The organism is Luteibacter sp. 9133 (assembly GCF_000800155.1).
Lineage (GTDB): Bacteria > Pseudomonadota > Gammaproteobacteria > Xanthomonadales > Rhodanobacteraceae > Luteibacter > Luteibacter mycovicinus.
The window spans coordinates 3,070,698-3,096,111 of record NZ_JUHO01000001.1 but is presented as its reverse complement, the minus strand read 5'-3'; the positions used below and the strand labels follow the sequence as shown (position 1 = coordinate 3,096,111).

General features: G+C 64.7%; 20 protein-coding genes. 10 read left to right on the top strand and 10 right to left on the bottom strand.

Going from position 1 to position 25,414, the window contains the following annotated elements; all coding sequences use genetic code 11:
- Positions 1–42: 42 nt before the first annotated feature.
- From FA87_RS13440 to FA87_RS13425, 4 genes are all read right to left on the bottom strand, one after another.
- Positions 43–783, bottom strand: a complete 741-nt coding sequence (locus FA87_RS13440; RefSeq protein WP_156128559.1) for a hypothetical protein — start codon at positions 781–783, stop codon at positions 43–45.
- A gap of 397 nt (positions 784–1,180) precedes the next feature.
- Positions 1,181–4,213, bottom strand: a complete 3,033-nt coding sequence (locus FA87_RS13435; RefSeq protein WP_043695207.1) for a TonB-dependent receptor — start codon at positions 4,211–4,213, stop codon at positions 1,181–1,183.
- A gap of 256 nt (positions 4,214–4,469) precedes the next feature.
- Entirely contained in the window at positions 4,470–7,349 is a 2,880-nt protein-coding gene (locus FA87_RS21325; protein ID WP_043695204.1) for a TonB-dependent receptor, read from the bottom strand.
- Positions 7,350–7,444: 95 nt separating this feature from the next.
- A complete protein-coding gene (locus FA87_RS13425) occupies positions 7,445–9,394 on the bottom strand; it encodes a prolyl oligopeptidase family serine peptidase (RefSeq protein ID WP_052191357.1) in 1,950 nt (649 codons plus the stop codon).
- Between the two features lie 131 nt (positions 9,395–9,525).
- On the opposite strand from FA87_RS13425, the gene lgt reads away from it, so the two are divergent.
- Positions 9,526–10,353 (top strand): prolipoprotein diacylglyceryl transferase, encoded by an 828-nt coding sequence (gene lgt / locus FA87_RS13420; RefSeq protein WP_036111397.1) that lies wholly within the window; start codon positions 9,526–9,528, stop codon positions 10,351–10,353.
- A 13-nt stretch (positions 10,354–10,366) separates the two neighbouring features.
- Positions 10,367–11,161 carry a thymidylate synthase gene (locus tag FA87_RS13415; RefSeq protein ID WP_043695201.1) on the top strand — a complete coding sequence of 265 codons (795 nt, stop codon included), beginning with the start codon at positions 10,367–10,369 and terminating at the stop codon, positions 11,159–11,161.
- Between the two features lie 32 nt (positions 11,162–11,193).
- Here the strand turns inward: FA87_RS13415 and FA87_RS13410 are convergent, their stop codons facing one another.
- Positions 11,194–12,102, bottom strand: coding sequence for a hypothetical protein (locus FA87_RS13410; RefSeq protein WP_156128558.1), 909 nt, complete (start codon positions 12,100–12,102; stop codon positions 11,194–11,196).
- Positions 12,103–12,235: 133 nt separating this feature from the next.
- On the opposite strand from FA87_RS13410, the gene FA87_RS13405 reads away from it, so the two are divergent.
- Together FA87_RS13405 and FA87_RS13400 are read left to right on the top strand one after the other, a co-directional pair.
- The gene (locus FA87_RS13405) at positions 12,236–14,356 is read left to right on the top strand and encodes a TonB-dependent siderophore receptor (protein WP_197062418.1); all 2,121 of its coding nucleotides are present in this window, start codon (positions 12,236–12,238) and stop codon (positions 14,354–14,356) included.
- Positions 14,357–14,443: 87 nt separating this feature from the next.
- A complete protein-coding gene (locus tag FA87_RS13400; RefSeq protein WP_036111405.1) occupies positions 14,444–14,659 on the top strand; it encodes a DUF2945 domain-containing protein in 216 nt (71 codons plus the stop codon).
- Between the two features lie 109 nt (positions 14,660–14,768).
- On the opposite strand, the gene FA87_RS13395 is transcribed toward FA87_RS13400, so the two are convergent.
- Positions 14,769–15,827: an SDR family oxidoreductase gene (locus FA87_RS13395; RefSeq protein WP_043695192.1), complete on the bottom strand. Its 1,059-nt coding sequence runs from the start codon at positions 15,825–15,827 to the stop codon at positions 14,769–14,771.
- Positions 15,828–15,910: 83 nt separating this feature from the next.
- Here FA87_RS13395 and FA87_RS13390 point away from each other — a divergent pair, with 83 nt between their 5' ends.
- The 3 genes from FA87_RS13390 to FA87_RS13380 all read left to right on the top strand — a co-directional run bounded on the left by FA87_RS13390 (position 15,911) and on the right by FA87_RS13380 (position 17,823).
- The gene (locus FA87_RS13390; RefSeq protein ID WP_036111412.1) at positions 15,911–16,294 is read left to right on the top strand and encodes a helix-turn-helix domain-containing protein; all 384 of its coding nucleotides are present in this window, start codon (positions 15,911–15,913) and stop codon (positions 16,292–16,294) included.
- A gap of 108 nt (positions 16,295–16,402) precedes the next feature.
- Positions 16,403–16,891: a dihydrofolate reductase gene (locus FA87_RS13385; RefSeq protein ID WP_036111413.1), complete on the top strand. Its 489-nt coding sequence runs from the start codon at positions 16,403–16,405 to the stop codon at positions 16,889–16,891.
- Positions 16,891–17,823: a Nudix family hydrolase gene (locus FA87_RS13380; RefSeq protein WP_036111417.1), complete on the top strand. Its 933-nt coding sequence runs from the start codon at positions 16,891–16,893 to the stop codon at positions 17,821–17,823. Before FA87_RS13385 ends, FA87_RS13380 begins: the two co-directional genes overlap by 1 nt.
- Positions 17,824–17,909: 86 nt before the next feature.
- Here the strand turns inward: FA87_RS13380 and FA87_RS13375 are convergent, their stop codons facing one another.
- The 4 genes from FA87_RS13375 to uvrA all read right to left on the bottom strand — a co-directional run bounded on the left by FA87_RS13375 (position 17,910) and on the right by uvrA (position 23,615).
- A complete protein-coding gene (locus FA87_RS13375) occupies positions 17,910–18,665 on the bottom strand; it encodes an enoyl-CoA hydratase/isomerase family protein (protein ID WP_036111420.1) in 756 nt (251 codons plus the stop codon).
- A 14-nt stretch (positions 18,666–18,679) separates the two neighbouring features.
- Positions 18,680–20,140 carry a DUF4139 domain-containing protein gene (locus FA87_RS13370; RefSeq protein ID WP_043695188.1) on the bottom strand — a complete coding sequence of 487 codons (1,461 nt, stop codon included), beginning with the start codon at positions 20,138–20,140 and terminating at the stop codon, positions 18,680–18,682.
- A 65-nt stretch (positions 20,141–20,205) separates the two neighbouring features.
- Positions 20,206–20,631, bottom strand: coding sequence for a thioesterase family protein (locus tag FA87_RS13365; RefSeq protein WP_043695185.1), 426 nt, complete (start codon positions 20,629–20,631; stop codon positions 20,206–20,208).
- The gene (uvrA, locus tag FA87_RS13360; protein ID WP_043695181.1) at positions 20,628–23,615 is read right to left on the bottom strand and encodes an excinuclease ABC subunit UvrA; all 2,988 of its coding nucleotides are present in this window, start codon (positions 23,613–23,615) and stop codon (positions 20,628–20,630) included. Before uvrA ends, FA87_RS13365 begins: the two co-directional genes overlap by 4 nt.
- Positions 23,616–23,816: 201 nt before the next feature.
- Between uvrA and FA87_RS13355 the strand changes: the two genes are divergently transcribed.
- The 3 genes from FA87_RS13355 (at position 23,817) to rpmA (ending at position 25,330) form a co-directional block, all read left to right on the top strand.
- Entirely contained in the window at positions 23,817–24,335 is a 519-nt protein-coding gene (locus tag FA87_RS13355; protein WP_036111435.1) for a DUF2059 domain-containing protein, read from the top strand.
- A gap of 402 nt (positions 24,336–24,737) precedes the next feature.
- Positions 24,738–25,052, top strand: a complete 315-nt coding sequence (rplU, locus tag FA87_RS13350; RefSeq protein ID WP_036111437.1) for a 50S ribosomal protein L21 — start codon at positions 24,738–24,740, stop codon at positions 25,050–25,052.
- Positions 25,053–25,072: 20 nt separating this feature from the next.
- The gene (rpmA, locus tag FA87_RS13345) at positions 25,073–25,330 is read left to right on the top strand and encodes a 50S ribosomal protein L27 (protein WP_036111438.1); all 258 of its coding nucleotides are present in this window, start codon (positions 25,073–25,075) and stop codon (positions 25,328–25,330) included.
- The last annotated feature ends 84 nt before the right edge of the window (positions 25,331–25,414 follow it).

Here is a 25,414-nt window from a genome sequence, read left to right as displayed (position 1 = left end):
TCGACGTTGCGTCATGAGAATATCGGCCAATTTACTGCCGCGTCAGCGGCCGGCGGGCAAGGCGTACGATGATCGGGTGGTATTGAAGGGCACGTCGAATGCCTCGACCTTCGCACCTTTCGTGGTCTTGACGACATGCAGCGGAAAGAAGCCTTTTGCGGCCGGATCTTCCTTCACGCTGACGTCGTATCTGACACCTTGCGCGTCTTCGGTCACCTGCGGAATCTTGCTGACATCGGTCATACGACCCTTGATGGCAGTAACGATGCTGTAGAACCCCACAGTCATGTCCTGCCACGTGCCACCGCTGACGAAAATCCAGCCGTAATCACCCGCATTGCTCAGCTTGATCAGTCGCGCCTGTGAGCACCCGCAATCACCCATGCTGCCGTAATCGGTTCCGCTGTCGTAGGCCTCATACGTCCATCCCTGAGCACCTCCGACATGGATCTTGAAAGCGCCCATCAGGCCGGGTTGGACATGGGCGTAGCGGTACGGGCTGTCGCCTTGCATGACGATAACGCTGAACGCATTCAGGTACAGGGTCTTTCCACGAGGGCCATCGACGATCTGCGGCGTGCCGGGACGCATGCAGTAGTCCGTTGATTCACCCTGATCGTTCTTCCACGCAAATGCCCAACAGTTGCTCTGTGCGTCATAGGTCTGGCCATAGGTTTCATTCATCACGGCTTTGACCAGGCCATCGACGTCGTCGCGAGTCGCCTGTGCCGACGCGGGTACCTCAACAACGAGCATGCCCAGCGCGAGCGCGCCAGCGATCATCGTGTTCGCATTCATCCAGCTATCGCCCCTCTCCGTGTTCTTCGAAATGTGGAACTCGTTTCCGCCAGCAACCAACACAAGCTACCAAAATATCTATCGGTCATGCTGCGCACTTCGGTCACCTCACGTCTCGTTCGAGCCGTGCTTCCGCTCTTCCGTGAACCCAGCGCACCGTCGGAAGGGAGCCGTCGGCTGCCGTGCCTGGAGCGTTTCCGCACGAAGGCGAAGGCCGTAGGAGGACCTAGCGACAGGCATGGCAGCCGACGGCTCCCTCGCTACAGCGCGCAAAAGCAAAAGCGACGGCGAAGCCGAGCCCGCCAGACCACAAAAAAAGGGCCGCCCAACCGGACGGCCCTTCTTCATAACGCGTCACCGAAGCGGCGACGCAACCCAACCCTTACAGGCTGAAGTCGTACTGCACCATCAGACGGAAGTAACGCGGCGTCTGGTAGTAGCTCGGCACACGATAGGTCGACGAATAGAACGTCTGACCCGCGCTCTCGCCGATCTCGTTGATCGCCGTCGGCTTGTCGTTGTTGAGCAGGTTGATCATGTCCAGCTGAACCGTCAGACCCTTGGCCGCGGCCGGGGTGTAGACGACGTTCGGGCTGAGCGTCCAGGTCCACGGCAGACGCTTGGCGCGGCCGCGGCCCGAGATCTTGCCTTCGCAGTAGAAGAACTCGGAGTTGTAGCCCGGGATGCCGCCGACGGTTTCATCGCCGCCGCCGAAGCAGCTGGTCGGACGACCGGACTCGAGCAGACCGTTCACGCCCACCGACCATTCCGGGGTGATCTTGTAGCCGCCGTAGATCTTGAAGCTGTGGCGACGATCGTTCGGCAGGTAACCGGTGGCGCCGGTCATCAGTTCCGGGTAATCGAACGCGCTGGTCGTGCCCGTGTCCATCTGGCCGTTGTCCGAGTTAACCAGACCTTCGGTGTTGCCACGGTTCTTCGACCAGGTGTACGACGCGTTGACGTACCACTTGTCCGACGCCTTCTCGGCCGACAGGGTCACCGACTCGTACGTGCGCTTCGCCTTCGTGCCGAACGCCGTGCCCGGGAGCGTGACGTTACGCAGCTGGCCGCTGCCGTCGAGATCGACGTCCACGGAGACCTTGCTGCCCGGGTTGTAGATGAAGCAGCCCGGCATCGTCGACGGCGGGGTGAACTGGTCGCCGTTGGCGTCCATGTTCAGGCCGAGCGACTGACCGTACGCGTAGAACGGACGCCAGTCGCACGTGTCGTCGATCGCGTTGTTGAGCTTGCGCCACGTCGCCTTCGCGCCGACCACCCAGTCGTTGAAGAAGTCGTTGTCGCTGGTGATGCGGTGCTGGAAGCCGAGGATGTACTCATCCTGCGAGTACGGCTTCAGGTCCTTCGTGGCGACCGAGCGCGGGTCCGGCGTGCTGCCGTTCTCGCCATTGACGATCTGCTGCGGGCCGAGGGCGGCACCCAGGGTCGGCACACCCGTCACGCTGTCGACACCCGAATAAGCGAACGGCTGCGAGGTGTAGTACGAGGCGGTAGCGGCGCGCAGGGCGACGTTGGCGGCGATCGGCAGCGAGTAGCGACCGGCGGTACCGAACACCTTGGTGGTCGAATCGCCGAAGACGTCCCACGAGAAGCCGAGGCGCGGCTGCCAGATGTTGCCCTGACGGACGAAGTTTTCACCGGCGCCGTTCTTGTTGTTGAACGAGTCGTTGCGCACGCCGATGTACGCGAGGACCTTGTCGCTCACCTGCCAGTTGTCCTGCAGGAACCAGGACTTCTGGTCGATCGCGACGGAACCGCCGGTGCGGTAGTTGTACACCGAGACGTAGTCGTTACCGGCCGGGCCGAGGTTGCCGGCGGTGTCGGTGCGGTAGTAGTACAGCGCGCCGCCCGCGTAGCTCTGGCCGGAGTCGGACTTCCACTTCTCGCGCGAGAAACCGCCGGAAAGGTCGTGGTCGCCGATCTTCCAGTCGAGGTCGACGCGATAGGCCGTGCGCTGGTCTTCGCCGTTGAACCGGTCGATGGTGCTGGACAGATAGCACGACGCGTACGGATCGGTGACGCCGCTGGCTGTGCTGGTGCGACGGTCGATGACGTACGGGCAGCCGGTATTGGCGCCGTTGATGTTGCCGTCATAGGTGGTGCGGGTGCCGTCGGCGCTGACATAGTCCGAAGAGTTCTTGCTCTTCATCTTGCCCCACTGCGCGGACAGCGTCAGGTCGTCGGTGAGGTAGCTGGTGTACTTGAAGACGTTGACCGCACCGCCGGTCTTGACGTTGCGACGACCGAGGAAATCCGTGGTGGACGGCTTGCCGTCGTCACCGATGGCCTGGTTGTAGTACTGGTTCGTCGTGTGCTTCGTGTTGTTCATCCCCGTCCACTCGAGGATGTTCGAATCATTGATGTTCCAGTCCATCTTGATCAGATAGAACGGATCGCTGTACGTGTTGCGCTCGGCGGGCTTGGTCGAGGTGGTCGCCTGGTAATTGGTTTCCGTCTCGCGATGCGACTGGAAAATGCCGTAGAAGAACAGCTTGTCCTTGATCAGCGCGCCGCCCAGCCATGCCGAGTAGACGTTGTCGTTGTCGCTGTTCTTCTGGTACGTGCGATACAGCGCACCGTCCTTGGTGTACGTGGTCGGCTGCTGCTCGCGGCCGAACGCGGGTGTGTAAACCCAGCTGGCGCCGCCCTTCCACTCGTTGGTGCCACGCTTGGTGATCACCGAGGTGACGCCGCCGGTCGAGAAGCCGTACTGCGCGCCGTAGCCACCGGTCTGCACGTCGAGCTGCTGGATGGCCTGGAACGGCACTTCCGAGAACGACAGGTTGTTGTACAGGTTGGTGACGTTGAAGCCGTTGACGTAGTAGCTGTTCTCGGCGACCGAGGCGCCGCCGAACGACGGCAGGTTGCCGAACGCGGAGTCGCCCTTGACGGTGCCCGGGGTCAGCGCGGCCACGTCGACGACGTTGCGCGGGACCGGGAGCGAGTTCAGCTGGTCGGCCGTGAAGCTGGTGCGCGACTCGACCGAGGCCACGTCGATGGCCGACAGGGCGTTAGCGGACACGGTGACCGTGTCCAGCGCGGCGGCGCTGGTGTCGGCCGACGGCGCGTTGAAGTTCACCTGCGCGGACTGGCCGGCGACGACGTTGATGTCGCGCGTCGAAACGGTCTGGCCGTTCTGCTGCACGTTGATACGGTAGCTGCCGATCGGCAGCGACGACGCGCGATAGCGGCCGTCTTCGCCCACGACGACGGTGCGCGAGGCACCGGAGCCGAGGTTCTGGATCTGGATGGTCTGCGAGGCCGCGGCGCTGCCGTAGATGTCGCCGACGGTGCTCTGCGCGTGGACCGAACCGGCCAGCAGGCAGGCGCCGAGCGCCGAGACAAGCGCCGTGCGCTTCAGCACGCCGGAGCGCGCGAACAGGGTGTTGCTTTTCATGAGGTAAAACTCTCCCTGGCCCTGCTTTGCGGCAAGGCTGAACAGCTTGTAGAAGCGCCGCTGACGGCACTCGTTGATGGGGGTATCGAAGGGCCTGGAGTGTGGGGACACTCACGTCGCGCCGACCCTGGGCGCTATGCGACGTAACGGGAACATAACGCGGCTGTCATATGACCGCAAGGATTTGAGAACGATTCCTATCCGAAATTACGGATGCGATTGGATCGTTCGAAATGCGGTGGATCTTGCGAGTGGCTCAGAACCGCTGCTGGTAACCCACGTAGAAATAACGGTCGACATCGTATGCCGGGTTGTACGGCGGGCTGCCGCCGCCGGCCGCGGAGACGTTGTAGAACAACGGTCCCTTGCGGGCGAAAACGTTATTGATGCCGACGCGGAAACTGCCATTCCACGGTGCCTGCCAGCGTAGCTGCGCATCGTGGAACGCGACGCCGCCCTTATGGCTGATTCCGGTGGCGCCCGTCAGTGCGTTGACCTTCTCGGGGTGATTGCACTCGACATCGGCCGACCAGCAACTGTCGTTGAGTCCGGAGAAATATCGCACCGTCCACGTGGCGCCGAAGCGCTTCAGCGACCAGTCCAGCGACAGGTTGGAACGCACACGGTACAGGCCCTGCACCCCATTCATGTACCCGGCCAGGTGGCGCGGCGCGGCGCCGGGGCTGCTGACCTGCGTGTAGTCCTTCAGATAGGTGCTGTCCGAAAGCAGTGCGAATTCGCCAAAGTGGGTGACGGGGAACCGGTAGTGCAGGCCCAGATCGTAGCCTTCCGTGCGCAGCGAGCCGAGGTTGGCCAGGCTTTCGTCGAGCGAGGTGATGGTCCCGTTCGTCGCCCTCGTGAAGCGGCCGCAGTACGCCGGGTCGTTACCGACGTAGCAGAAATTGAGGATGTCACCGGCCAGGATCGGGGTGATGACGTCCTCGATGTCGACCTTGTAGTAATCGAGCGTGACATCCAGACCGTCGATCTGGCTGGGGCTGTAGACCAGTCCGGCGGTGCGGGTGATCGACGACTCGGGCTTGAGCGCGGGATTGGCGCCAGCGCTGAACGCGTTCGGGTTCTGCCCGCCGGTCGCCGAGTTGATCTGCGCGCCTGACTGATCGGTCTGGCGATAGCTGGCCGGGACGCCCGAGGCGACACAACGCGCGGCGACGGCGGCGTTGCCCGCGGCGGCACCGTACGCGCTGTCGCACGGATCGAGGAAGCTCTCGAAGCTCTCGCTGGTGCCGGCGTAGAGATCGGCCACCGTCGGCGCACGGAATCCTTCCGCATACGTCCCGCGCAGCAGGAGATCGTCGAACGGCTTCCAGCGGAAGCTGTACTTGTCGTTGGTCCGGCCGCCGAACGCGGAGTAATGCGAGTAGCGCGACGACACGTTAATCGCCAGCTCATGGGCAAGCGGCAGGTCGGCGAGCAGCGGCACGTCGAGCTCGACGTAGGCTTCGTTGGCGATGTAGCCGCCCGCCGTGGGAGCGCTGGCCAGTTGCGTGGTCAGCCCGGCGGAGTCGGCGGGGTAGGGCGTGTACCGGCCGGTCTCGTTGCGGTGCTCGATGCCGCCCGCGACACGCAGCGTGCCTGCCGGAAGGTCGAGTACGCCACCGGTGAGGTTGGCGATGACGTCGTTGGTGCGAGTGGTCTGGTGTGACGTGCCGGTGGAGGTTACGTAGTTCCATACGGCGTCCGGTGTGCCGCCGGGCCCTGCCAGAATGTTCCAGGGCACGCAGCCGGCCGCGCGATCGGCGGCGTCCGCGCAGGCGAGCCGACCATCGACCGTCGTCGTCGCGCCGAGTGCCTTGCGCGCATGGTCGAGGTCGATGTTGCCGCTGGTGGTCCGGCTGGCACGCGCTTCGGAATAGGCATAGGTCACGTCCCAGTTCCAGGTGTGCTCACCCCATTGGAACGTGCCTTCGGCGCCACCGTCCAGGTGCATCGTCTTGCTTTTCGCCCAGGTGATCCGGGGAATTTCCGTCAGGCGGCGAAAGAAAGACGTGTCGTAGCCCGGAAACGGGTTATAGGCGTTGTTCGCGTCGATCACCAGCGGGTCGCCGCGTCCCGAGCCGCTTTCCAGCGGATAGCCCGCAGCCTGCCAATGCGTGTCGCGCACGCCGTAGCTGGCCATGCCGCGCAGGGTGATGTCGTCGGTCAGGTTGTATCGACCCGTGCCGAACAGGTTGCGCAACTTGCTGCCGGCCCGGAACGTCATGTCGCGCGTGGTGGCGTATTTGTCCGCATTGCTGTCGACGTCGTACGGATGGTAGTTGGCCAGGTTCGCGGTATCGCCGACCACGCCGCCGGCGTGGTTGATCACATACGCGGTGCCGGGCGAACGCGGGTCGATCACGCCTCCATAGGGACCCATGCCGAAGCCGCTGTCGGCATGGCGGGGGCCGTCCGGCGAGGCGGTGAGCGAACGCTTGGCATCTCTGAGATCGTCGCCGTCTTCGTAGCTGGCGCCGAGGATGATCGAAGCGTTCTGCGTGCTCTTGCCCCAGGTGAAGGTGCCGTTCTTCTGCGCGCCGTCGCCATGACCGTTGACGCCGTACTGCACGTCGGCCGTGGCGCCTTCGAAGCGGTCCGTGGTGATGATGTTGACCACGCCACCGATCGCGTCGGACCCGTAGATCGACGACGCGCCGTCCTTGAGCACTTCGATGCGCTCGACGATCGACACCGGGATGGTGGAGATGTCGGTGAGGCCACCGAGGCTGGTCGTCCAGCGCCGGCCGTTGACGAGCACCAGGGTGCGCACGGCGCCGAGGTTGCGCAGGTTTGCATAGCGACCACCGGCGTCACCGCTGGAGGACAGGGTGTCCTGCGGGGTGACTTCGGGGGTGCCCGCCGAGGGCAGCCGGGCGATGATGTCGCTGAGGCTGGTGAGCCCCGTGGCACGGATGGCCTGGCGGTCGAGGGTGAAGACAGGTTGCGCGGTCTCGACGTCGGTACCGCGGATACGCGAGCCGGTCACCGTCACATTGACCGGTGCCAGCAGTTCCGCCGAGGACGGCGAGCTTTGTTGTGCGCTGGCGGCCGGAGCGAGCAGGCAGGCCCCGAGCGCGATGGCGAGCGCCGCGTGTCGACCTGCGACGTGGCGCCTCTGCCCGGAACTCACTTGCATACCCTGAAGCCTCCCAAGCCCCCGTCACACCCCACTCGGGCCGGACGATCACGCGAAGATAACGCGTGCGACGTGACGGGGGCAACCGGCGGAAGTCACGGCCCTATGTTCTTCGCCAGGAACGCCTGCAGGCGGTTGTAGAACTCCTCGATGTTCTCGGGCTTGACGAAACCATGCTTCTCGTCCGGCTTGGTCAGCGTTTCATACGGTTTGTGTGCCGCGTCGAGGGCGGCCTTCATGGCCTTGAACTGGGCGAAAGGCGCGCGTTCGTCGTCTTCGCCGTGGACGAGGAAGACGGGCACGTCGATCTTGTCGGCCAGGTGCGTCGGCGAATTGGCGGCAAGGTCGGCCTGATCGCGGCCGATCACCGTGGTGAGGTAGCTGCGGCCGGATTTTTCGGTTTTGATGTCGCCCTTGTTGTACATCATGTCGAGGTCGTAGACGCCGTCGTAGGCGACCGCGCACTTGAAGACCCCCGGCGCGCGTATGGGCGTCATCAGGGCCGAATAGCCGCCGAAGCTGGCGCCGAACACGCAGACGCGGGCGGGGTCGGCGAAGTGCTGGCCGATCGCCCACTTCACGCCGTCGATCAGATCTTCCTGAATGCGGGTGCCCCACTTCAGGAAGCCGGCTTTTTCGAAGTCGCTGCCGCGCCCGCCCGAGCCGCGATAGTTGACCTGCAGGACCAGGTAGCCCCGGTTGGCGAGAAACTGCGCGTCCGTATCGTAATACCAGTCGTCCGAGATGCCGTGCGGGCCGCCGTGGGGCAGCAGGACCATCGGCAGGTTCGCTTCCGGGCGGCCCTTGGGAAAGGTGAGGATCGCCTCGAGTTCCATGCCGTCGCTGGCCTTGAAGCGCAACGGGCGGCGTTCCGCCATCTGCGCGGGATCGATCCACGGCTTGGCGTCGAACAGCTTGCTGACCTTGTACGTCTTCGTGTCGATCAGCATGTAGCGGCCGGGCTCGCGATCGCTGACGACGGCAAACATCAGCTGGCCGCCGTCGCGGCTGAAGTCGACGAACTTGACGAAGCTGCCGGGGAATTTCTGCGACAGGGCCAGATGGAGCTTGGCGATGGGCGCCTGCGGATCGATGTATTCGGCCTTCGGGATGCCGGTGTCGGTCACGGTACCGAAGGGGCGGAGCGGGGCGGGCGTCCACAGGCCATTGGCGGAGACCCAGCCGAAGTCGTCCTTGCGGATCACCTTCAGGTTGCCGCCGTCCTCGTCCTGCTCGACGAATTCACCGCCCTGGCCACCGGGGCTGTACTCGGCATAGATGCGGTTGCTGCTGTTCGCGACGGATGCGACGGGCAGGAACGCGTGATGGTCCGGGTTACGGGCCACTTTCGCCCAGCCCGTGCCCTCGCGGTGATACACGGTCCACTTGAAGTCGTCGCCCGTGCCGAAGGCGTAGTGTGCCGTGCCATCGGGCGCGATCATGAAACGCATGTCGCGGTCGCCGATGTCGGCCATCAGCCGGCGTGCGCTCGATTGCGCGTCCACGTCGTAAAGCGTGCTGTGGCCCTGATCGTTCCAGAGGGTGGCGCGCATGTAGAAATGGCCGTTCGCTTCGATGGGCGCACCTTCGATGGTGCCCCAGCCGCGATCCAGCGAGCGCGTGCCGGCGCGCTTTCCGTAATTCTCGTAGCCGAACAGATAGTCGGCGTTCTTGCCGTCGACGTCGATCGCCATCAGTTCGCCCGTGTACGAGGCGGCGCCGATGGAACCGTCGACCTTGCCCCGCGCCACCACGAGCCGGGTGTTGCTTGCCCAGATCATGCCGGCGGGCATTTCGTACGGCGGCATGCGGATCAGCGTGACGGGCTTGCCCATCTCGCCCACGCGATAGATCGCCAGGCCATGATTCTTGCCATCGGGATCGTGATACGCCATCGAGACATACTGCCCGTCCGGAGACAGGCTGGGCTCGGTCAGCGGCATGCGGCGCGCGAAGTCCGCTACCGGAATCAGATTCGCGGCGCTGGCGGCGGTCGTGGCGAGGCAAAGCGCGGCCAGCAGCGGCCGCACGAAACGGTGGTTCATCGGAATCTCCCCTGGTGATGCATCCATGTCGGCACCATCCCCCCGGACGATGCCCCGCGCCGGGATATAGCCCATTCGCGCCGGTACGGCAAGGCGGTACACTTGGCGTCTGCGTTTGACCCAGGCCGTCCATGAGCACTCCGTTCGTCGTCAATTTCGATCCCGTCGCCCTCTCGCTGGGCCCTCTTCAGGTCCACTGGTACGGCCTGATGTACCTGGGAGGCTTTCTCGGTGGCTGGTCGCTGGGTGAGTACCGCCGTCGCCAGGGCCGTCTGCCGGTCAGCTCGGAGCGCCTGGGCGACCTCATGTTCTATCTGATGATGGGCGTGGTGCTGGGCGGGCGCGTCGGCTACATGCTGTTCTACACGCCGATCAACTGGATCTGGACCGATCCGGTGGCGCTGTTCCGCGTCTGGGACGGCGGTATGTCGTTCCACGGCGGTCTGATCGGTGTAGTGCTGGCCGGTCTTTTCTGGTCGCGACGCAACGGCATCAAGCTCTTCGACACCATCGACTTCGTGGCGCCGCTGGTGCCGCTGGGTCTGGGTCTCGGCCGCCTGGGCAACTTCATCAACGGTGAGTTGTGGGGCAAGCCGACCGACCTGCCGATCGGCATGATCTTCCCGCATGCGCCCGACGCCTTGCCGCGGCATCCGAATCCGCTGTACGAATTCGCGCTCGAGGGCGTGGTGATGTTCGTGGTGCTGTGGATCTTCTCGATGAAGCCGCGCCCGCGCTACGCGGTCTCCGGCATGTTCGGCCTGCTTTACGGTTGCTTCCGCTTCATCATCGAATTCGTGCGCGTACCGGACGCACAGCTGGGTTACCTCGCCTTCGGCTGGGTGACCATGGGCCAGATCCTCTCGCTGCCGCTGATCGCGCTCGGCATCCTGCTGCTGGCGCTCTCGCGCCGCGCACCGTACGCGCCTGTCGCGCCGGTGGCGGCGACAGCCACCTGATACCCTCGACGCCATGCAGCCTTACCTCGAACTCCTCCGCCATGTCCTCGACCACGGCGCCGAGAAAGCCGACCGTACCGGCACAGGCACGCGCAGCGTGTTCGGCTGGCAGATGCGCTACGACCTGTCGAAGGGCTTTCCCCTCGTCACGACGAAGAAACTGCACATCAAGTCGATCGTCCACGAGCTGATCTGGTTCCTGCAGGGCGATACCAATATCGGTTACCTGAAGGACAACGGCGTCCGCATCTGGGACGAATGGGCGGATGCCAACGGCGACCTCGGTCCCGTCTACGGACGCCAGTGGCGCGCGTGGCCGACGGCCGACGGCACGGTGGTCGACCAGATCGCCTGGGTCGTGGAAGAGATCAAGCGCAATCCCGACTCGCGCCGGCTGATCGTCTCGGCGTGGAACGTCGGCGAATTGCCGAATATGGCGCTGATGCCGTGCCACACGATGTTTCAGTTCTACGTGGCCAATGGCAGGTTGTCGTGCCAGCTGTATCAGCGTTCGGGCGATATCTTTCTTGGTATCCCGTTCAATATCGCGAGCTATGCGTTGCTGACGCACATGATCGCCCAGGTCACCGGGCTGGAAGTGGGCGACTTCGTGCATACGCTGGGCGACGCGCATCTGTATTCGAATCATCTGGAGCAGGCGACGACGCAGCTGGCGCGTGAGCCGCGTGCGTTGCCGAAGCTGGTGCTGAACCCGGAGGTGAAGTCGATCTTCGACTTTCGCTTCGAGGATGTCGCGATTGCGGATTACGATCCGCATCCGGCGATCAAGGCGCCTGTGGCGGTCTGAGCGGTTTGCCGATCGCGTGTCGCCGCAGGGGTCTAGCGCTTCGCGGGCGGTAGCTTCGCGATCAGCCTGGCGCGGAAGATTCCGGCGAGCCGGTGAAAGCCGGCCTCGGTCGGATGCATTTCGTCGTGCCACAACGCGGGATCCGTCAGGTTGCCTCGCAGGTCTACATAGTCGAAGGCGCCGCCCAGCGCCGCATCCTGTTTCACCGGCTCCAGTACCTGCTCGACGAAGCCGTCGATCAGCAATCGCGCGAACTGCTGCCATGCGGGTAATCCACCGACGATGACGTTGGCGACGTTCGGCCCGATCCACGGTCCGATCGATTTCTTCAGGACGCCCGCCGCGCCGATATCCAGTCCGAGCCTGGCCTCGACGCCGATTTTTATCGGGTAATCGTAGGTGTGCGCGAGGATCGGAATGTTCGGGCGTGCGGCGTGGAACGCTCCGACGAAGTACGCATAGGCCTTGCGCACCTCCTCGAAACGGCCGGTCTGTACGATGACGTCGAACGCGGCTTCGGCGGTCAGGTTGCTCTTGCCGGCGAGCGCGGCATGCAGCCAGGTGTCGACGAAGTCGTTGCCTCCCGCGCTGAGCAGCACCATGTCGAATTCATAGTGCCTGAACCATCCGAGCAGATCGCTGACGTTGTCCTCGGTGAACATCGAGCGTCCTGGATGCGCCGTCTGCGGTGCCGCCTGATCGCCACTGCGCTCCACCCGGAAGAACAGGCCGCCCCGGCCCAGCAGCGGTACGCCATTCTCTGCGTCCGCCGGGGCCGGTGAGACGATCCAGTCCAGCAGATTCATGGCCAGCGGCGTGGAAAACCAGGAGTCTCCCTCGCACAGGATGACCGGGATCCTGTCGAGGCGATGCTGGGCCTTGAGTCCCATGTACATCTGGCGGAACTGACCCCGTTGGGACAGTGCGGACGACTGCGACATGGTGGATGTCTCGGGCAAGGGTGCCTGCATTTATACGCCGCTCGTTCCTGTGTAGCGGTGCTGCACCGCAGCGGTTGCCCTGACGCCACGGTTTACATATGCTATTGCGACTTATTCGCATTTAGAGATTGCCGTGACTTGTTACCGCCTGGCGCCCCGTCGCGCCCGTTTCCTGCTGGGCGCGTTTTGCCTCACCACGGCGTTTCAGGCAAGCGCCGCGCCGGACAAGGACACGCCAGATACGTCTTCAGACAAGACGACCACCCAACTCACCGCCGTGAGCGTCGTGGGCCAGTCAGGGGGCTTTCGCAACCAATTGCCGCCCGGGATCGACAAATCGTCGCTCACCATCGAGCAGACGCCGCGTACGGTGACGGTCGTCACGCGCGAACTGCTCGACGTACAACAGGCGCAGACGCTGGCCGACGCGCTTCACAACGTTCCCGGTGTCGTCAGCAACAACTTCGGTCGCCGGGGCTGGGACGACCTGATCATTCGTGGCCAGACCGCGTCGGACTCCCTGTTCGTCGACGGGCTGCGCACGGCGGCCTCCAATCGCGTGGCCGAGCAGCTGTTCGGGTACGAACAGGTTGAAGTCCTCAAAGGCCCCGCATCGCTGATGTATGGCCTCGTGCTTCCCGGCGGCGTGGTGAACATGGTCAGCAGACGACCGCAGCCGGATGCCTTTGGCAGCGTCGACGTCACCGCAGGGAGCGACGGGCTGCGGCAGGCCAGCTTCGACGTCGGAGCGCCACTATCCGCCAACGGACGTAGCGCCGTGCGCGTGAATGGCCTTGCGATGAACTCCGACGATGCCACGCAGCATGTGTGGTTCCGGAATCGATGGATCGCGCCATCGCTGTCTCTCGATCTGGGCGAGGACACCGACTTCGTGCTTCTGACGAGTCTGCAGGAGCGCCATTATGTCCGGCAGCAGGGGCTTCCGCTCGTGGGCTCGATAAAGGCCGATAAGTACGGCGCCATCCCGCGCGACACCTTCATGGGCGAGCCCGGTCAGGAGCCTTACGACGGGCGTCAGACGCGGGTCGGCTACGCATTGACGCACCGCTTCAGCGACGGATGGACATTGACCAACAACCTGCGCGTGCAGGACTTCACGCTTGATGGCCAGCTCGTGGCCAACGGCGCGATGAACGCCGACCAGCGCTCGGTGAAACGGACGGGCACGGACCAGCATTACAGCGGCAGGACACTCGTGGTCGATTCCCGTCTGATGCGGTCCTTCGAAACGGCACATGTGTCGCACGAGGTCACTCTGGGCGTGGATTACATGGACTCTCGCGAGGACGCTGTATCGCGCACCTGCACGGTCGCCGCCCTCGATGCCTACCTGCCTGTCTACGGTGCCGCCATCGTCTGCCCGGCGAAACCGCGTACCGACACGCGTACCGACGTCAACATGGTCGGCGTGTATGCACGGGATCAGCTCACGGTGGGCGAGGCGTGGCACGTTACCGCGGGTCTGCGTCGCGACCGCACATGGACGGCGACCGACAACCATCTCACCGGTACGCACGAGAACGACCCCGCGAGTGCCAACACCGGCTCACTCGCCGTGATGTATGACCTGGCCTCGTCCGTCCATCCGTATCTGAGCTACGCCACGTCGTTTTATCCGAACACCGGCACGAACGTGCAGGCTCGGCCCTTCGCTCCTGAGAAAGGCAAGCAGTGGGAGCTGGGCCTGAAGTTCGACCTGATGCAGGGCCGGATGCTCGTGACGACGGCGCTATACGATCTCCGCCGCCAGAATGTCCTGCAGGACGACCCGGTGAACGAAGGCTATTCCATCGCCATCGGGGAGCAGCGCACGCGCGGCGCTGAACTCGGCGTCACGGCCGATCTGGGCGGTGGCCTCAGCCTCAACGGCGGATATGCGTATACGCAGGGGCTGATTACGGACGACGGCGGCGAAGTGCCTTCGACCGACGGGCAGCGCATCAACAATGTGCCCCGTCATAGCGCCACGTTGTTCGCGCGGTACCAGTCGCCCGGCTCGCCCTGGTCCTTCAACGGAGGCTTCCGGGGTGAAAGCTCACGGTTCGCCTACTCGTACACGCTGCCGGGCTATGTCGTTGCCGATGCCGGCATCGCCTGGGATGCGCAGCGCTGGCATCTCGCCTTGTCGCTGAAGAACGTCTTCGACAAGCATTATTACGCCGGCGGTCTTGCGGCCGCGGTCGCGCTGGGCGACGACCGCAGCACGATGTTCAATGTGGGCTATCGGTTCTGACGTTTCAGGCATAAATCATGGCGTGATGACGCGCAATCCACACGGCCGCGGGGATCGTTGTCGCACCCAACCGATCAGGAGTGGCGCATGGCTTCTCTCAAGCGTGGCGACAACGTGCAGTGGGACACCTCGCAGGGTAAGACAAAAGGCAAAATCGTTCGCAAACTGACGAGCCCCTCGACCATCAAGGGGCATAAAGTTGCCGCCTCACCCGATAATCCGGAATACCTGGTAGCAAGCGACAAAACGGGTGCGAAGGCGGCGCATAAACCGGGCGCGCTGAAGAAGGTGCGCGGTTCCTGAGCGAGCCCTGCTCACGTTACTTCTGTCGTCATACGATCCTCCCGCGCGGCGATGCGACGATGTATCGCCACCGTCGACGCGGGAGGTTGAGGGCCGTCGCACACGGGGCTCAGGGAATGAACCGCTCCGCCCGTAACCGCGCGAACGCATCGAAGAACGCGTCGTCGGTCGGCTGATAGTCCAGAAAGCCCATGCGTCGGCTCTTCGACATATCCGTGACCACTTCGATGGGACGACCCAGGTCGGCGTCGCTGTGCCACGCGGACACGAGACGATGCATGTCCGGTTCGGCGAGGCCGTGCTCAGCCACGATGCGCTCCCAGTCCGGCGCATCCGCTTCCATCTGCTGTTCGAGCGGAACGACGGTGCCGTCGAACGGTGCCGCCTCGATGCCGAACCATGCCGCGATCCGCGACCACATCCAGCTCCAGCGGAACACGTCGCCGTTGACCACGTTGAAGGCTTCGTCGGCGGCGGCAGGCGTCGTCGACGCCCACCGCAGGTGCCGGGCCAACTGGCGCGCGTCGGTCATGTCGGTGAGGCTCTGCCACTGCGCGGCCGAGCCGGGGAAGCGGAACGGGCGACCGGTGGCTTTGCAGATCGACGCGTAGACGGCAAGCGTGGTGGCCATGTTCATGGCATTGCCGACGGCGACGCCGATCACGGTATGTGGACGGTGCACGCTCCAGTGGAAGCCGTCGCGCTTCGCGGCGGTAAATACCTCGTCTTCCTGGGCGTAGTAGAAATTGTCGACATCGAGACGGCCCTGCTCCTCACGGAACGGCGTCTCGGGCAGCACGCCCTTGCCGTAGGCCTCGAACGGTCCGAGATAGTGCTTCAGGCCGGTCACGAGGGCGACGTGCTTCACGCTTCCGGCCGGACGCAGTCCGTCGAGCAGATGGCGGACCATCGCGCTGTTGACCCGGATGTTCTCCAGTTCGTTGGCCTGACGTGCCCAGGTGGCGATGAATACATGCGTGGGTGTCACGCCTTCCAGCGCGGCGCGCGTCGCGTCCGCATCGGTCAGGTCGGCCGCGATGGGCGTGACACCGTCGCGAGCGCCCGGGCGGCGGGCGAGGGCGGAGACCTTCCAGCCGTTCGCCACGAGGAGTTCGGTCAGGGCGCTGCCGATGATGCCGCTGGCGCCGACGACGAGTGCATGGTTCATGGGGTTACTCTATGCAGGGACATCCCCCAACCATAAAGGCGCGGATGTCCCCTTCCAAGAAGGCACCAAAAGGTAACCCGCTGATGAAACCCGGCTCCCCCGACAGTGAGTGGCTCGAAGACTGCGCGCCCCGGCGCGTACTGGAGCTTTTCGCGACCAAGTGGACCAGTATGATTCTGCATGCGCTGCACGCAAGGCACGGCGGCAGCGCACGTTCGGGGGTGTTGCTGCGCAGCCTGCCCGGCATCTCGAAGAAGATGCTCACGCAAACGTTGCGCGAGCTGGCCGATAGTGGGCTGGTCAACCGTGAGGTTGAGGAGGCGGTCGTGCCGCCCAGTGTGATGTATTCGCTGACGCCGCTTGGCCAGCGGCTGGTCGAGCCGATCGAAATGATCTACGACTGGGCCCGGGCCAACGAAGGCGCCCTCGACGCGCTGCGGCCCCGGGCCACGTCCCGGCGCCGTTAGCCTCGCGGAATCAAACGAGCGTTAGTTCCCCCCTTCGCCGGGGAGGACTACCATTCGCACCGCACGGGCGCCGTCGCCCGCCGTTTCCCCATTTTTGAAGGATGCTCCATGGCTGTTCACCTGGTTGCCGCGCTCGACGAAAACTTTGCCATCGGCAAGCAGGGAGGCCTTCCCTGGCACCTCCCCGACGACCTGCGCTATTTCAAGAAGCTGACGACGGACAAGGCTGTCCTGATGGGTCGCAAGACGGCGGAATCCATCGGCAAGGCGCTGCCGGATCGCGTCAATTACGTGCTGTCGCGCAAGGGCGAGGCGCCGTTCCCCGGCCAGATCACCGTGCGCTCCGTCGCCGAAGCCCAGGCCAGCTGCAACCATTCCGGTCTGATGGTGATCGGCGGCGGTGAAGTGTTCCGCGAGGCGCTGCCGTACGCGCGCACGCTGTACCTGACCTGGGTCTACGCCGCCGTGGACGGCGCCGATGTGTTCTTCCCGGGTATCGATTTCAAGGAATGGGCTGAAGTGTCCCGCGTGCACCACGCCGCGGACAAGGAGCATGCGTTCCCCTTCGACATGGTCGAATACGTCAGGAACGTCTGATGCACGTCGTTGCCGGCGTCCTCGTCGATGGCGCCGGACGGATCCTCATCGCCCAGCGTCCGCCGGGTAAGCATCTGGCGGGCATGTGGGAGTTTCCCGGCGGCAAGCTGGAAGCCGGCGAAACGCCCGCGGTCGCCCTGGCGCGGGAGCTGGACGAGGAGCTGGGTATCGCGGCGGATCCGCTGTCCTTCGAGGCGCTGATCCGCGTTCCCTGGCGCTATGGCGATCGAGACATGCTGCTGGAAGCGATTTGCGTTTACGCCTGGACGGGTGAGCCGCAGGCGCTGGATGCCTCCGCGATCGAGTGGGTCGATCCGCATCGGCTGGACGAGGCGCGTCTGGCGCCCGCCGATCGTCCTATCCTCGCGGCCGTCCGGTTGCCCGCCCACTATCCGATCACGTCGGCGGATGCATCGGCGGCCGTCGCGTCCGCGGCGCTGCATGCCGCCCTAGCGCGCGGAGAGCGGCTGTTGCAGCTCCGGTTGCCAGACGAGTCTGTCGAGGTGACGCGCGGGCTGGCTGCATCGATACAGGACGATCTGCGCCGCTTCGGCGCCACGCTGCTGCTCAACCGCGATATCGAGGGTGCGCTAGGGCTGGGATCGGGCGTGGGTGTACACCTCTCGTCCGCCCAGTTGCGCTCGCTGCCCGAGCGACCGTTGCCGCTCGGGCAGGCGGTCGGTGCTTCCTGCCACGACGCCGAAGAGCTGACGCTGGCCTCCCGGCTGGGATGCGACTTCGCGACGCTGTCGCCGGTCTTGCCGACGCGCAGTCATCCGGATGCCGAACCGATGGGCTGGCCGCGGTTTGCGCGGCTCGCGGAAGCCGCTTCGTTACCGGTTTATGCCTTGGGTGGGCTGGGGCCGGATGATGTGGCCGACGCGCGGATGCATGCGGGGCAGGGTGTAGCGGGGATTCGCGGGTTTTTGTGATCGCGGCATCGCGCGTTTGTACATGCCACCGCATCGCGCGCAGGGCGCGCTCCTACAGGTAGGAGCGCGCCCTGCGCGCGATGCGGTCATTTCGACTTCAGCCGAGCCACCAGGGCCTGCAGCACCGCCTGCGTCTCATCACCGAAGAAGTCGTCGATAAACCCCGGATCGAGCAGATCGGTGGTGTCGCCCCATACCTCCAGCAGATCCGCCCGCGCAATGGCACGCGTGCGCAGCATCGCCTTTGGTGGCAGCTTCAATAGCTCGCCAAGCCAGATCACGGCACGCTGCACGACCTGCTCGACCGCGGAAAGCTCGTCCACCAGGCCGATCGCATGGGCCTGCTCCGCATCCACCATCGTGCCGGATACCAGCAAGCGCTCCGCACGATACGTGCCGACGATGCGCCGCATCGCGAACTGAATCGGCTCGGGCACGGACAGGCCGACCTGAACCTCGTTCAGACCGATCTTGTAGATGCCATGCGCCATGATCCGGTAGTCGCAGAACAGCGCGAGCACCGCGCCGCCCGCCGGGCTGTGGCCGGTGATCGCCGCCACGGTCGGCACCGGCGAGGACGCGATGGCGCCGCAGAGGGCGAAAAACGCGTTCCAGAAATCGGTGACACCCGCGCGATCGCGCTGAAGCAGGGAAGGGACGTCGACGCCCGCCGAAAAGATGCCCTGCGCGCCGGACAGCACGATGCCGCGCGCACCGTTGCCGGGCGCGGCGGCGACGGCCTCGTGCAAGGCCTGCACGAGGCCGGTGTCGAGCGCATTGACCGGCGCGCGCGCCAGGCGGATCTCGTGGATACCGCCGTCGTGCGGAAGAATATCGAGCATCGTCGTATCTCCTCTTACTTCACGTCGCCGGGCGACCAGGTGTAGCGCAGCGTGTAATCGAGCGTGGCTGAACCGTTCGCCGGCACGTCCACGTCGAACTCGAGCCCGTCGGGCGTGTTCTTCGTCGGCTTGACGGACGACGATACGACCGTCCATGCGCGCCAGCGGGCGGGGTGCTCGCGCAGAGTCACGGTGCGTTTCGTATCGCCCGCATTGGTCAGGACAATCCGTGTGCCCTCGTCGATCCGACGCTCCGTGTCACTCGCGGTGAAGGAGGTCTGTTCGCGCTTTGCCGTCAGGTCGAAGGCATTGCCTAGCGTGATCGTCGCGTCCTTGTTCTTTGGCGTGTCATCCAGACGACCTTCGCCAAGCAGCTCGGCGTTGCCGTCGCGGTCGACGGTCAGCACGCGCACATAGCCGGCCGGCAGCGCGTCGAAGGCCTTGAAGCCCACGGTTGATACGATCGGCGTGCCTTCCGGCGGCTGGCCGATATCGCGTTCCAGGCGAGGACGCGAGTTGTAGTAGCGGATGCCCGTGTCGTAGACCGCCTTGCGCTCGCACGCCAGCGTGCGACTGTTGTAGAGCGGGGTCTGCGTGACGCTGCCATCGGGCAGATCCACCGTCGCCTGCAGCGTGTACGTGCGCAGATCGCCGAGCGTAGCCTGCTGGGGCGCGGCATCCTTCATGGCCATGGGGGCCGGTGCCGCGGCGGCGCGGGCCATGAACATCTTCGGCTGAGGCGCGGATTTCGCCCGGTTGGCGTCGCCGGCGACGAGCTTGAGCGAGACGTCCTTCCAGTCGCGTCCGCTTCGGTTCGCGATGCTGGCGGCGGCGTCGAAAGTCATCTTGCAGGTGTCGCCCGGTGCCAGGGTCGCGACATAGGCGCCGCGCCAGCCCAGTCCGGAGGTGGGGTAGTCGAGATGGGCGGTGCTGCTGCCCGCCGCCGACCCCGCAACGCGCACCTGCAGGGTCGAGCCGCGGGCGAAGTCGGTAGCGTCGGCGGCGCGCAGTGCGGCGTAGTTCCGGATCAGGCTGGCCTGCCCGCTGGCTTCGCGGATGACCAGCGGATCGCCGCCGCGGACGAGGACGCCGCTGGCGATGGTCTGGCCGCCGTCACCGATGGCGGTGACGTTGCGTCCCACGAGGCCGGCGACCGCACCGTCGAAACCCTGACCCAGGAGCAGGCGCTGCGAGACCACGCGGGTGTCCTTGTCGGGGAAGCGCAGGGAAAGCGCTTCGCTGTCGAGGGCGGAGGGCAGCCCGTCGATGGCGAGATCCTGCGTGCCACCCTTCAGGTCGAAGACGCGACGTTCGTGGACGACGGCATAGCCTTCGGCGGACACGGCATCGCCGTTGGTCGCGAACAGCTGGTCGCCATCGGCGCGGTACAGCGTGAGCGAGGTGCGCTCACCCGCGGCGAAGGCGGGGAAGGCGACAGCACTGGCGATCGCCAGGACAAGGATGCGACGCGACATGATTCATTCTCTCCATGATTGCCCACGCGGATCATACCGGGGAGAAGTGAACCAGGGCTGCTACATCACCCCGCGGCATCCCGGACCGTCTGCGGAATCGGCACGGGCCGACCGGTCTTCGGATTGATCCAGACCATGGTGACGCTGCCGTCGCAATGGATCTTCGTCGCGTCGTCGCTGGTCACGATGCGGTGCCCCACCGTCATGGAACTGGTACCGATCCGGTTGACGTACAGCTCGACCTGGATGTCCGCCGGCCATTCGATCGGCAGGCGGTAGTTGAGTTCGCTGTGTGCCATCACCGGCGCGCCGTCCTCGCCGTACCACTTATCAGGGAGCTGCTGCAGCCACTTGATGCGGGCCTCCTGCAGATAGACCAGATAATTGGCGTTGTTGACGTGGTTGTACGCGTCCAGATCCTGCCAACGGACTTCCATCGGTGTGATGAAGAGTGGCGTCGGTGCGGGCGGGTTCGAGGCTTCGGTGGTCATGCGCGTTTCTTCTTTTTCGCGGCCGGGGCGGTCTTTGCCGTAGAGGTCTTGGCAGGTGCTTTCGTGGCGGCGGTTTTCGCAGGGGCCTTGGCGGGCGCCTTGCCGGCAGGAACCTTGCCGGCCGTTGGCTTCGCCGTGGCTGGTTTCGCCGTGGTGCGCGCCGGTTTGAGGTGTGTCTTGAGGAACCGTCCCGTGTGCGACTCCGCTGTCGCGGCCACCGTTTCAGGCGTGCCGCTCACCAGGATGCGTCCACCGCCGGCACCCCCTTCGGGACCGAGGTCAACCAGCCAGTCGGCCGTCTTGATCACGTCGAGGTTGTGCTCGATGACCACCACGGTGTTGCCGTGGTCGACCAGCTTGTGCAGCACGTCGAGCAGCTGTTCGATGTCGTGGAAATGCAGGCCCGTGGTCGGTTCGTCGAGGATGTACAGCGTGCTGCCCGTGTCGCGCTTGGACAGCTCCTTCGACAGTTTGACGCGCTGCGCTTCGCCGCCGGAGAGCGTGGTCGCGCTCTGGCCGAGCTTGATGTAATCCAGGCCCACCGCGCGCAGGGTTTCGAGCTTGCGCGCGATCACCGGCACGTTCTCGAACAGCTTGAACGCGTCTTCCACCGTCATGCCGAGAACGTCGGCGATGGTGTGGCCCTTGTAGAGGACCTCCAGCGTCTCGCGGTTGTAGCGCTTGCCGTGGCAGACGTCGCAGGGCACATACACGTCCGGCAGGAAGTGCATCTCGACCTTGATCATGCCGTCGCCTTCGCAGGCTTCGCAGCGGCCACCGCGGACATTGAAGCTGAAACGGCCCGCCTGGTAACCGCGCTGACGCGACTCCGGCACCTGCGCATAGAGCTCGCGCAGCGGCGTGAACAGCCCGGTATACGTCGCCGGGTTGGACCGCGGCGTGCGGCCGATCGGTGACTGGTCGATATCGACGACCTTGTCGAACAGCTCCAGGCCCTCGATGGACTCGTGCGCTGCCGGCTGCTCGCCCGCACCGTTGAGTTCCATCGCGGCAAGGCGATAGAGCGTGTCGTTGATCAGCGTCGACTTGCCCGAGCCGGACACGCCTGTAACGCACGTAAACGTACCGACGGGGATGCGCACATCCACGTCCTTGAGGTTGTTACCGGTCGCGCCCTTGAGTTCGAGCCACTTGTCGTCGCGCGCTTCGCGGCGCTTCTTAGGGACGTCGATACCGCGCTCGCCCGTGAGGTACTTCGCCGTCACCGACGCCGGGTTGGCGAGCACCTGCTCGAGCGTGCCTTCGGCGACGATGTGACCGCCATGCACGCCGGCACCGGGGCCGATGTCGAGCAGGTGGTCGGCCGCGCGGATCGCGTCCTCGTCATGTTCGACGACGATCACGGTATTGCCCAGGTCGCGGAGGCGGGTCAGGGTGCCCAGCAGGCGTTCGTTGTCGCGCTGATGCAGACCGATCGACGGCTCGTCGAGCACGTACATCACGCCCACGAGACCGGCGCCGATCTGGCTGGCCAGTCGGATGCGCTGGGCTTCACCGCCGGACAGGGAATCGGCCTGACGGTCGAGCGTGAGGTAATTGAGCCCGACATCGTTGAGGAAGGTCAGCCGCTCACGGATTTCCTTCACGATCTTGACCGCGATCTCGCCGCGCCAGCCGGGCAGCTTGAGGCCTTCGAAAAAGGCCAGCGCACGGTCGATCGCGAGCGAGGTCAGCTCGGGAATGGCGTGGTCCGCGACGAACACGTTGCGCGCCGACGGATTCAGACGCTGTCCGCCGCAATCCGGGCAGGGGTGATCGGCGATGTAACGCGCCAGTTCCTCGCGGACGGCGGCGGACTCGGTCTCGCGATAACGGCGCTCGAGATTCGGCAGGATGCCCTCGAACTTGTGCTCGCGGGTGACCTTGCCGCCACGCTCGGTGATATAGCGGAACGGAATGACTTCCTTGCCCGAGCCGTTGAGTACGGCGTTCTGCACCGACTTCGGCAGCTCGCGCCACGGCGTTTCGGGATCGAAACCGTAGTGCTTGGCGAGCGAGACGATCAGCTGAAAATAATGCGCATTGCGGCGGTCCCAGCCGCGCACGGCGCCGCCGGCCAGGCTGAGCTCCGGATGGCCGACCACGCGCGTGCCGTCGAACACCTGGGTCACGCCCAGGCCGTCGCAGGTCGGGCAGGCGCCGACGGGCGAATTGAACGAGAACAGGCGTGGCTCGAGCTCCGGCAGCGAGTAGTCGCACATCGGGCAGGAGAAGCGCGACGAGAACAGCTGCTCGTCGGCTTTCTTGTCGTCCATGTCGACGAGGACGACGATGCCATCGCCGAGGCGCAGGGCGGTCTCGAACGACTCCGCGAGGCGCTGCTTGATGTCGTCGCGCGGACGGAAGCGGTCGATCACGGCTTCGATGGTGTGCTTCTGGCGCAGCGTCAGCGGCGGCACGGCGTCGAGGTCATAGACCTCGCCGTCCACGCGGGCACGGACGAAGCCCTGGGCGCGCAACTGGTCGAAGACCTGCACATGCTCGCCCTTGCGCTCGCGGATGACCGGCGCCAGCAACATCCAGCGCTTCTCGGGATCGAGCGCCATGGCCGTGTCCACCATCTGGCTGACCGTCTGGGCCTCCAGCGGAATGCCGTGATTCGGACAACGGGGCGTGCCGACCCGCGCGTAGAGCAGGCGCAGATAGTCGTATACCTCGGTGATCGTACCGACGGTGGATCGGGGGTTGTGGGAGGTCGACTTCTGCTCGATCGAGATGGCCGGAGAGAGGCCTTCGATCGTGTCCACGTCGGGCTTTTCCATCATCGAGAGGAACTGCCGCGCGTAGGCGGACAGTGACTCGACGTAGCGACGCTGGCCTTCGGCATAGATCGTGTCGAAAGCCAGCGAGGATTTGCCCGAACCGGACAGCCCCGTAATGACAATGAGCTTGTCACGGGGCAGGTCGAGGTCGATGTTCTTGAGATTGTGCGTGCGGGCGCCGCGGATGCGTATGCTGTCCATGTGCCGACATAAATGGGGGAAGCCCCCGACTATACCAAGGGTTTTTCGCCTTCATTCCGCGTCGACTTTTGACGGTTCATCACATTTGTTGTTCCCAACGGGTCGGGGCTGCCGAAGGTGGGTCTGCACGATGGCGGAGGTCGGCTACCATGGCCGCCACCCCGGGGAGGGGCGAGTCACCCATCCGAAGAGGAAACACGCATGCGTAAGTGGACAGGGATCGCGGCCGGCCTGATGCTGGCGGCTTGTACGGGTCAGGCGTTCGCCGCGGCGCCGACCGAGCAGCAGGTGCGCCAGCTGATGGACGTGGTCGGCATGGGCCGGATGCTCAGCCAGATGAACAGCCAGATGGCGGGCGTGATGCAGAGCGCCCTTCCGTGCGTGCCGGCCAGCTACTGGCAGGGCTTTGTCGACGCCAACGCGACCAACCAGCTGATCGGCCGCATGGTGCCGGTCTATCAGAAGCACTTCACGTCCGAAGATATCGACGGCCTGTTGAAGTTCTACCGTTCGCCGCTTGGCCAGAAGGTGATCACGCAGATGCCGGCGACCATGGCCGAGGGTATGCAGATCGGTAAGCAGTGGGGTCAGGAGCGCGGTCAGCAGATGATCGCCCAGCTGCAGACGCAGGGCACCCTGAATCCGCAGGGTCAGTGCCCGGCCAGCGGTGCGGCGGCCAAGCCGGCTCCCGCACCGCCCGCCGCCACAAAGAAAAAATAACCGCCCTAAGCCGTCGGAGCGCGCCCCGCTAAGCCGTCGGAGCGCGCCCCCCTAAGCCGTCGGAGCGCGCCCCGCTAAGCGGTAGGAGCGCGCCCCGCGCGCGAACCCTCAGCCCCACCCCGGCGAACGATGCCTTGCACACCATCAAGCCGGCTGTCCGGTCTCACGAAGCGGCTCAGGCTTCGAGCCGGACGTTCCCGGCGGGTCGCGCACGGGGTGCGCTCCTACAGTAAGTCTATGCCAGGCAAGGTTTTTTCGATTTTGCTGCCGATCAGGCCCTGCGGCACCCTTTCTCCCTTAACCACCTGATTGACCTTGCCTTTTCCCCTTGGCTATAATTCGCAGTTCGCACGACCCGTAACACCCTAAAAAGAACTACATAAACAGCAACAGGAAATAACCATGAGCTACGCAGTCATCAAGACCGGTGGCAAGCAGTATCGTGTGATGGCGGGCGAAATCCTGCGCGTCGAACTGCTCACCGCTGAAGTCGATTCCACCGTCCAGTTCGACCAGGTCCTCCTGGTGGGCGAAGGCGAGTCGATCACCGTCGGCGCCCCGCTGGTCGCCGGTGCCACCGTCAGCGCGAAGATTCGCGCCCACGGCCGCGCGGATAAGATCCGCATCGTCAAGTTCCGTCGTCGTAAGCACTACAAGCGTACGCAGGGACATCGTCAGCATTACACCGAAATCGAGATCACGGGCATCAACGCCTGATCTGCCGGAGGATATGAGTCATGGCACATAAAAAAGGCGTAGGTTCCAGCCGTAACGGTCGCGATTCGAACCCGAAGTATCTCGGTGTGAAGATCTATGGCGGCCAGGCTGTTGAAGCCGGCAACATCATCGTTCGTCAGCGCGGCACCAAGTTCCACGCTGGCGTGGGCGTCGGCCTCGGCCGCGACCACACCCTGTTCGCGCTGGTCGATGGCACGGTTGCCTTCAAGACCCGTGGCGATAAGGGTCGCAAGTTCGTCGACGTCGTCCAGGCGTAAGCCTTCCCCGACGCGATAACGAAGGCCCCGCCCACGGCGGGGCTTTTCGTTTGTAAAGCGGCATCACTTCTTCACCCAGGTTCC

Excerpts from the sequence above, each read along its gene's own strand:
- FA87_RS13440 (WP_156128559.1), bottom strand. The coding sequence starts at position 783 with ATGATCGCTGGCGCGCTCGCGCTGGGCATGCTCGTTGTTGAGGTACCC.
- FA87_RS13435 (WP_043695207.1), bottom strand. The coding sequence starts at position 4,213 with ATGAAAAGCAACACCCTGTTCGCGCGCTCCGGCGTGCTGAAGCGCACG.
- FA87_RS21325 (WP_043695204.1), bottom strand. The coding sequence starts at position 7,349 with ATGCAAGTGAGTTCCGGGCAGAGGCGCCACGTCGCAGGTCGACACGCG.
- FA87_RS13425 (WP_052191357.1), bottom strand. The coding sequence starts at position 9,394 with ATGAACCACCGTTTCGTGCGGCCGCTGCTGGCCGCGCTTTGCCTCGCC.
- lgt (WP_036111397.1), top strand. The coding sequence starts at position 9,526 with ATGAGCACTCCGTTCGTCGTCAATTTCGATCCCGTCGCCCTCTCGCTG.
- FA87_RS13415 (WP_043695201.1), top strand. The coding sequence starts at position 10,367 with ATGCAGCCTTACCTCGAACTCCTCCGCCATGTCCTCGACCACGGCGCC.
- FA87_RS13410 (WP_156128558.1), bottom strand. The coding sequence starts at position 12,102 with ATGTCGCAGTCGTCCGCACTGTCCCAACGGGGTCAGTTCCGCCAGATG.
- FA87_RS13400 (WP_036111405.1), top strand. The coding sequence starts at position 14,444 with ATGGCTTCTCTCAAGCGTGGCGACAACGTGCAGTGGGACACCTCGCAG.
- FA87_RS13395 (WP_043695192.1), bottom strand. The coding sequence starts at position 15,827 with ATGAACCATGCACTCGTCGTCGGCGCCAGCGGCATCATCGGCAGCGCC.
- FA87_RS13390 (WP_036111412.1), top strand. The coding sequence starts at position 15,911 with ATGAAACCCGGCTCCCCCGACAGTGAGTGGCTCGAAGACTGCGCGCCC.
- FA87_RS13385 (WP_036111413.1), top strand. The coding sequence starts at position 16,403 with ATGGCTGTTCACCTGGTTGCCGCGCTCGACGAAAACTTTGCCATCGGC.
- FA87_RS13380 (WP_036111417.1), top strand. The coding sequence starts at position 16,891 with ATGCACGTCGTTGCCGGCGTCCTCGTCGATGGCGCCGGACGGATCCTC.
- FA87_RS13375 (WP_036111420.1), bottom strand. The coding sequence starts at position 18,665 with ATGCTCGATATTCTTCCGCACGACGGCGGTATCCACGAGATCCGCCTG.
- FA87_RS13370 (WP_043695188.1), bottom strand. The coding sequence starts at position 20,140 with ATGTCGCGTCGCATCCTTGTCCTGGCGATCGCCAGTGCTGTCGCCTTC.
- FA87_RS13365 (WP_043695185.1), bottom strand. The coding sequence starts at position 20,631 with ATGACCACCGAAGCCTCGAACCCGCCCGCACCGACGCCACTCTTCATC.
- uvrA (WP_043695181.1), bottom strand. The coding sequence starts at position 23,615 with ATGGACAGCATACGCATCCGCGGCGCCCGCACGCACAATCTCAAGAAC.
- FA87_RS13355 (WP_036111435.1), top strand. The coding sequence starts at position 23,817 with ATGCGTAAGTGGACAGGGATCGCGGCCGGCCTGATGCTGGCGGCTTGT.
- rplU (WP_036111437.1), top strand. The coding sequence starts at position 24,738 with ATGAGCTACGCAGTCATCAAGACCGGTGGCAAGCAGTATCGTGTGATG.
- rpmA (WP_036111438.1), top strand. The coding sequence starts at position 25,073 with ATGGCACATAAAAAAGGCGTAGGTTCCAGCCGTAACGGTCGCGATTCG.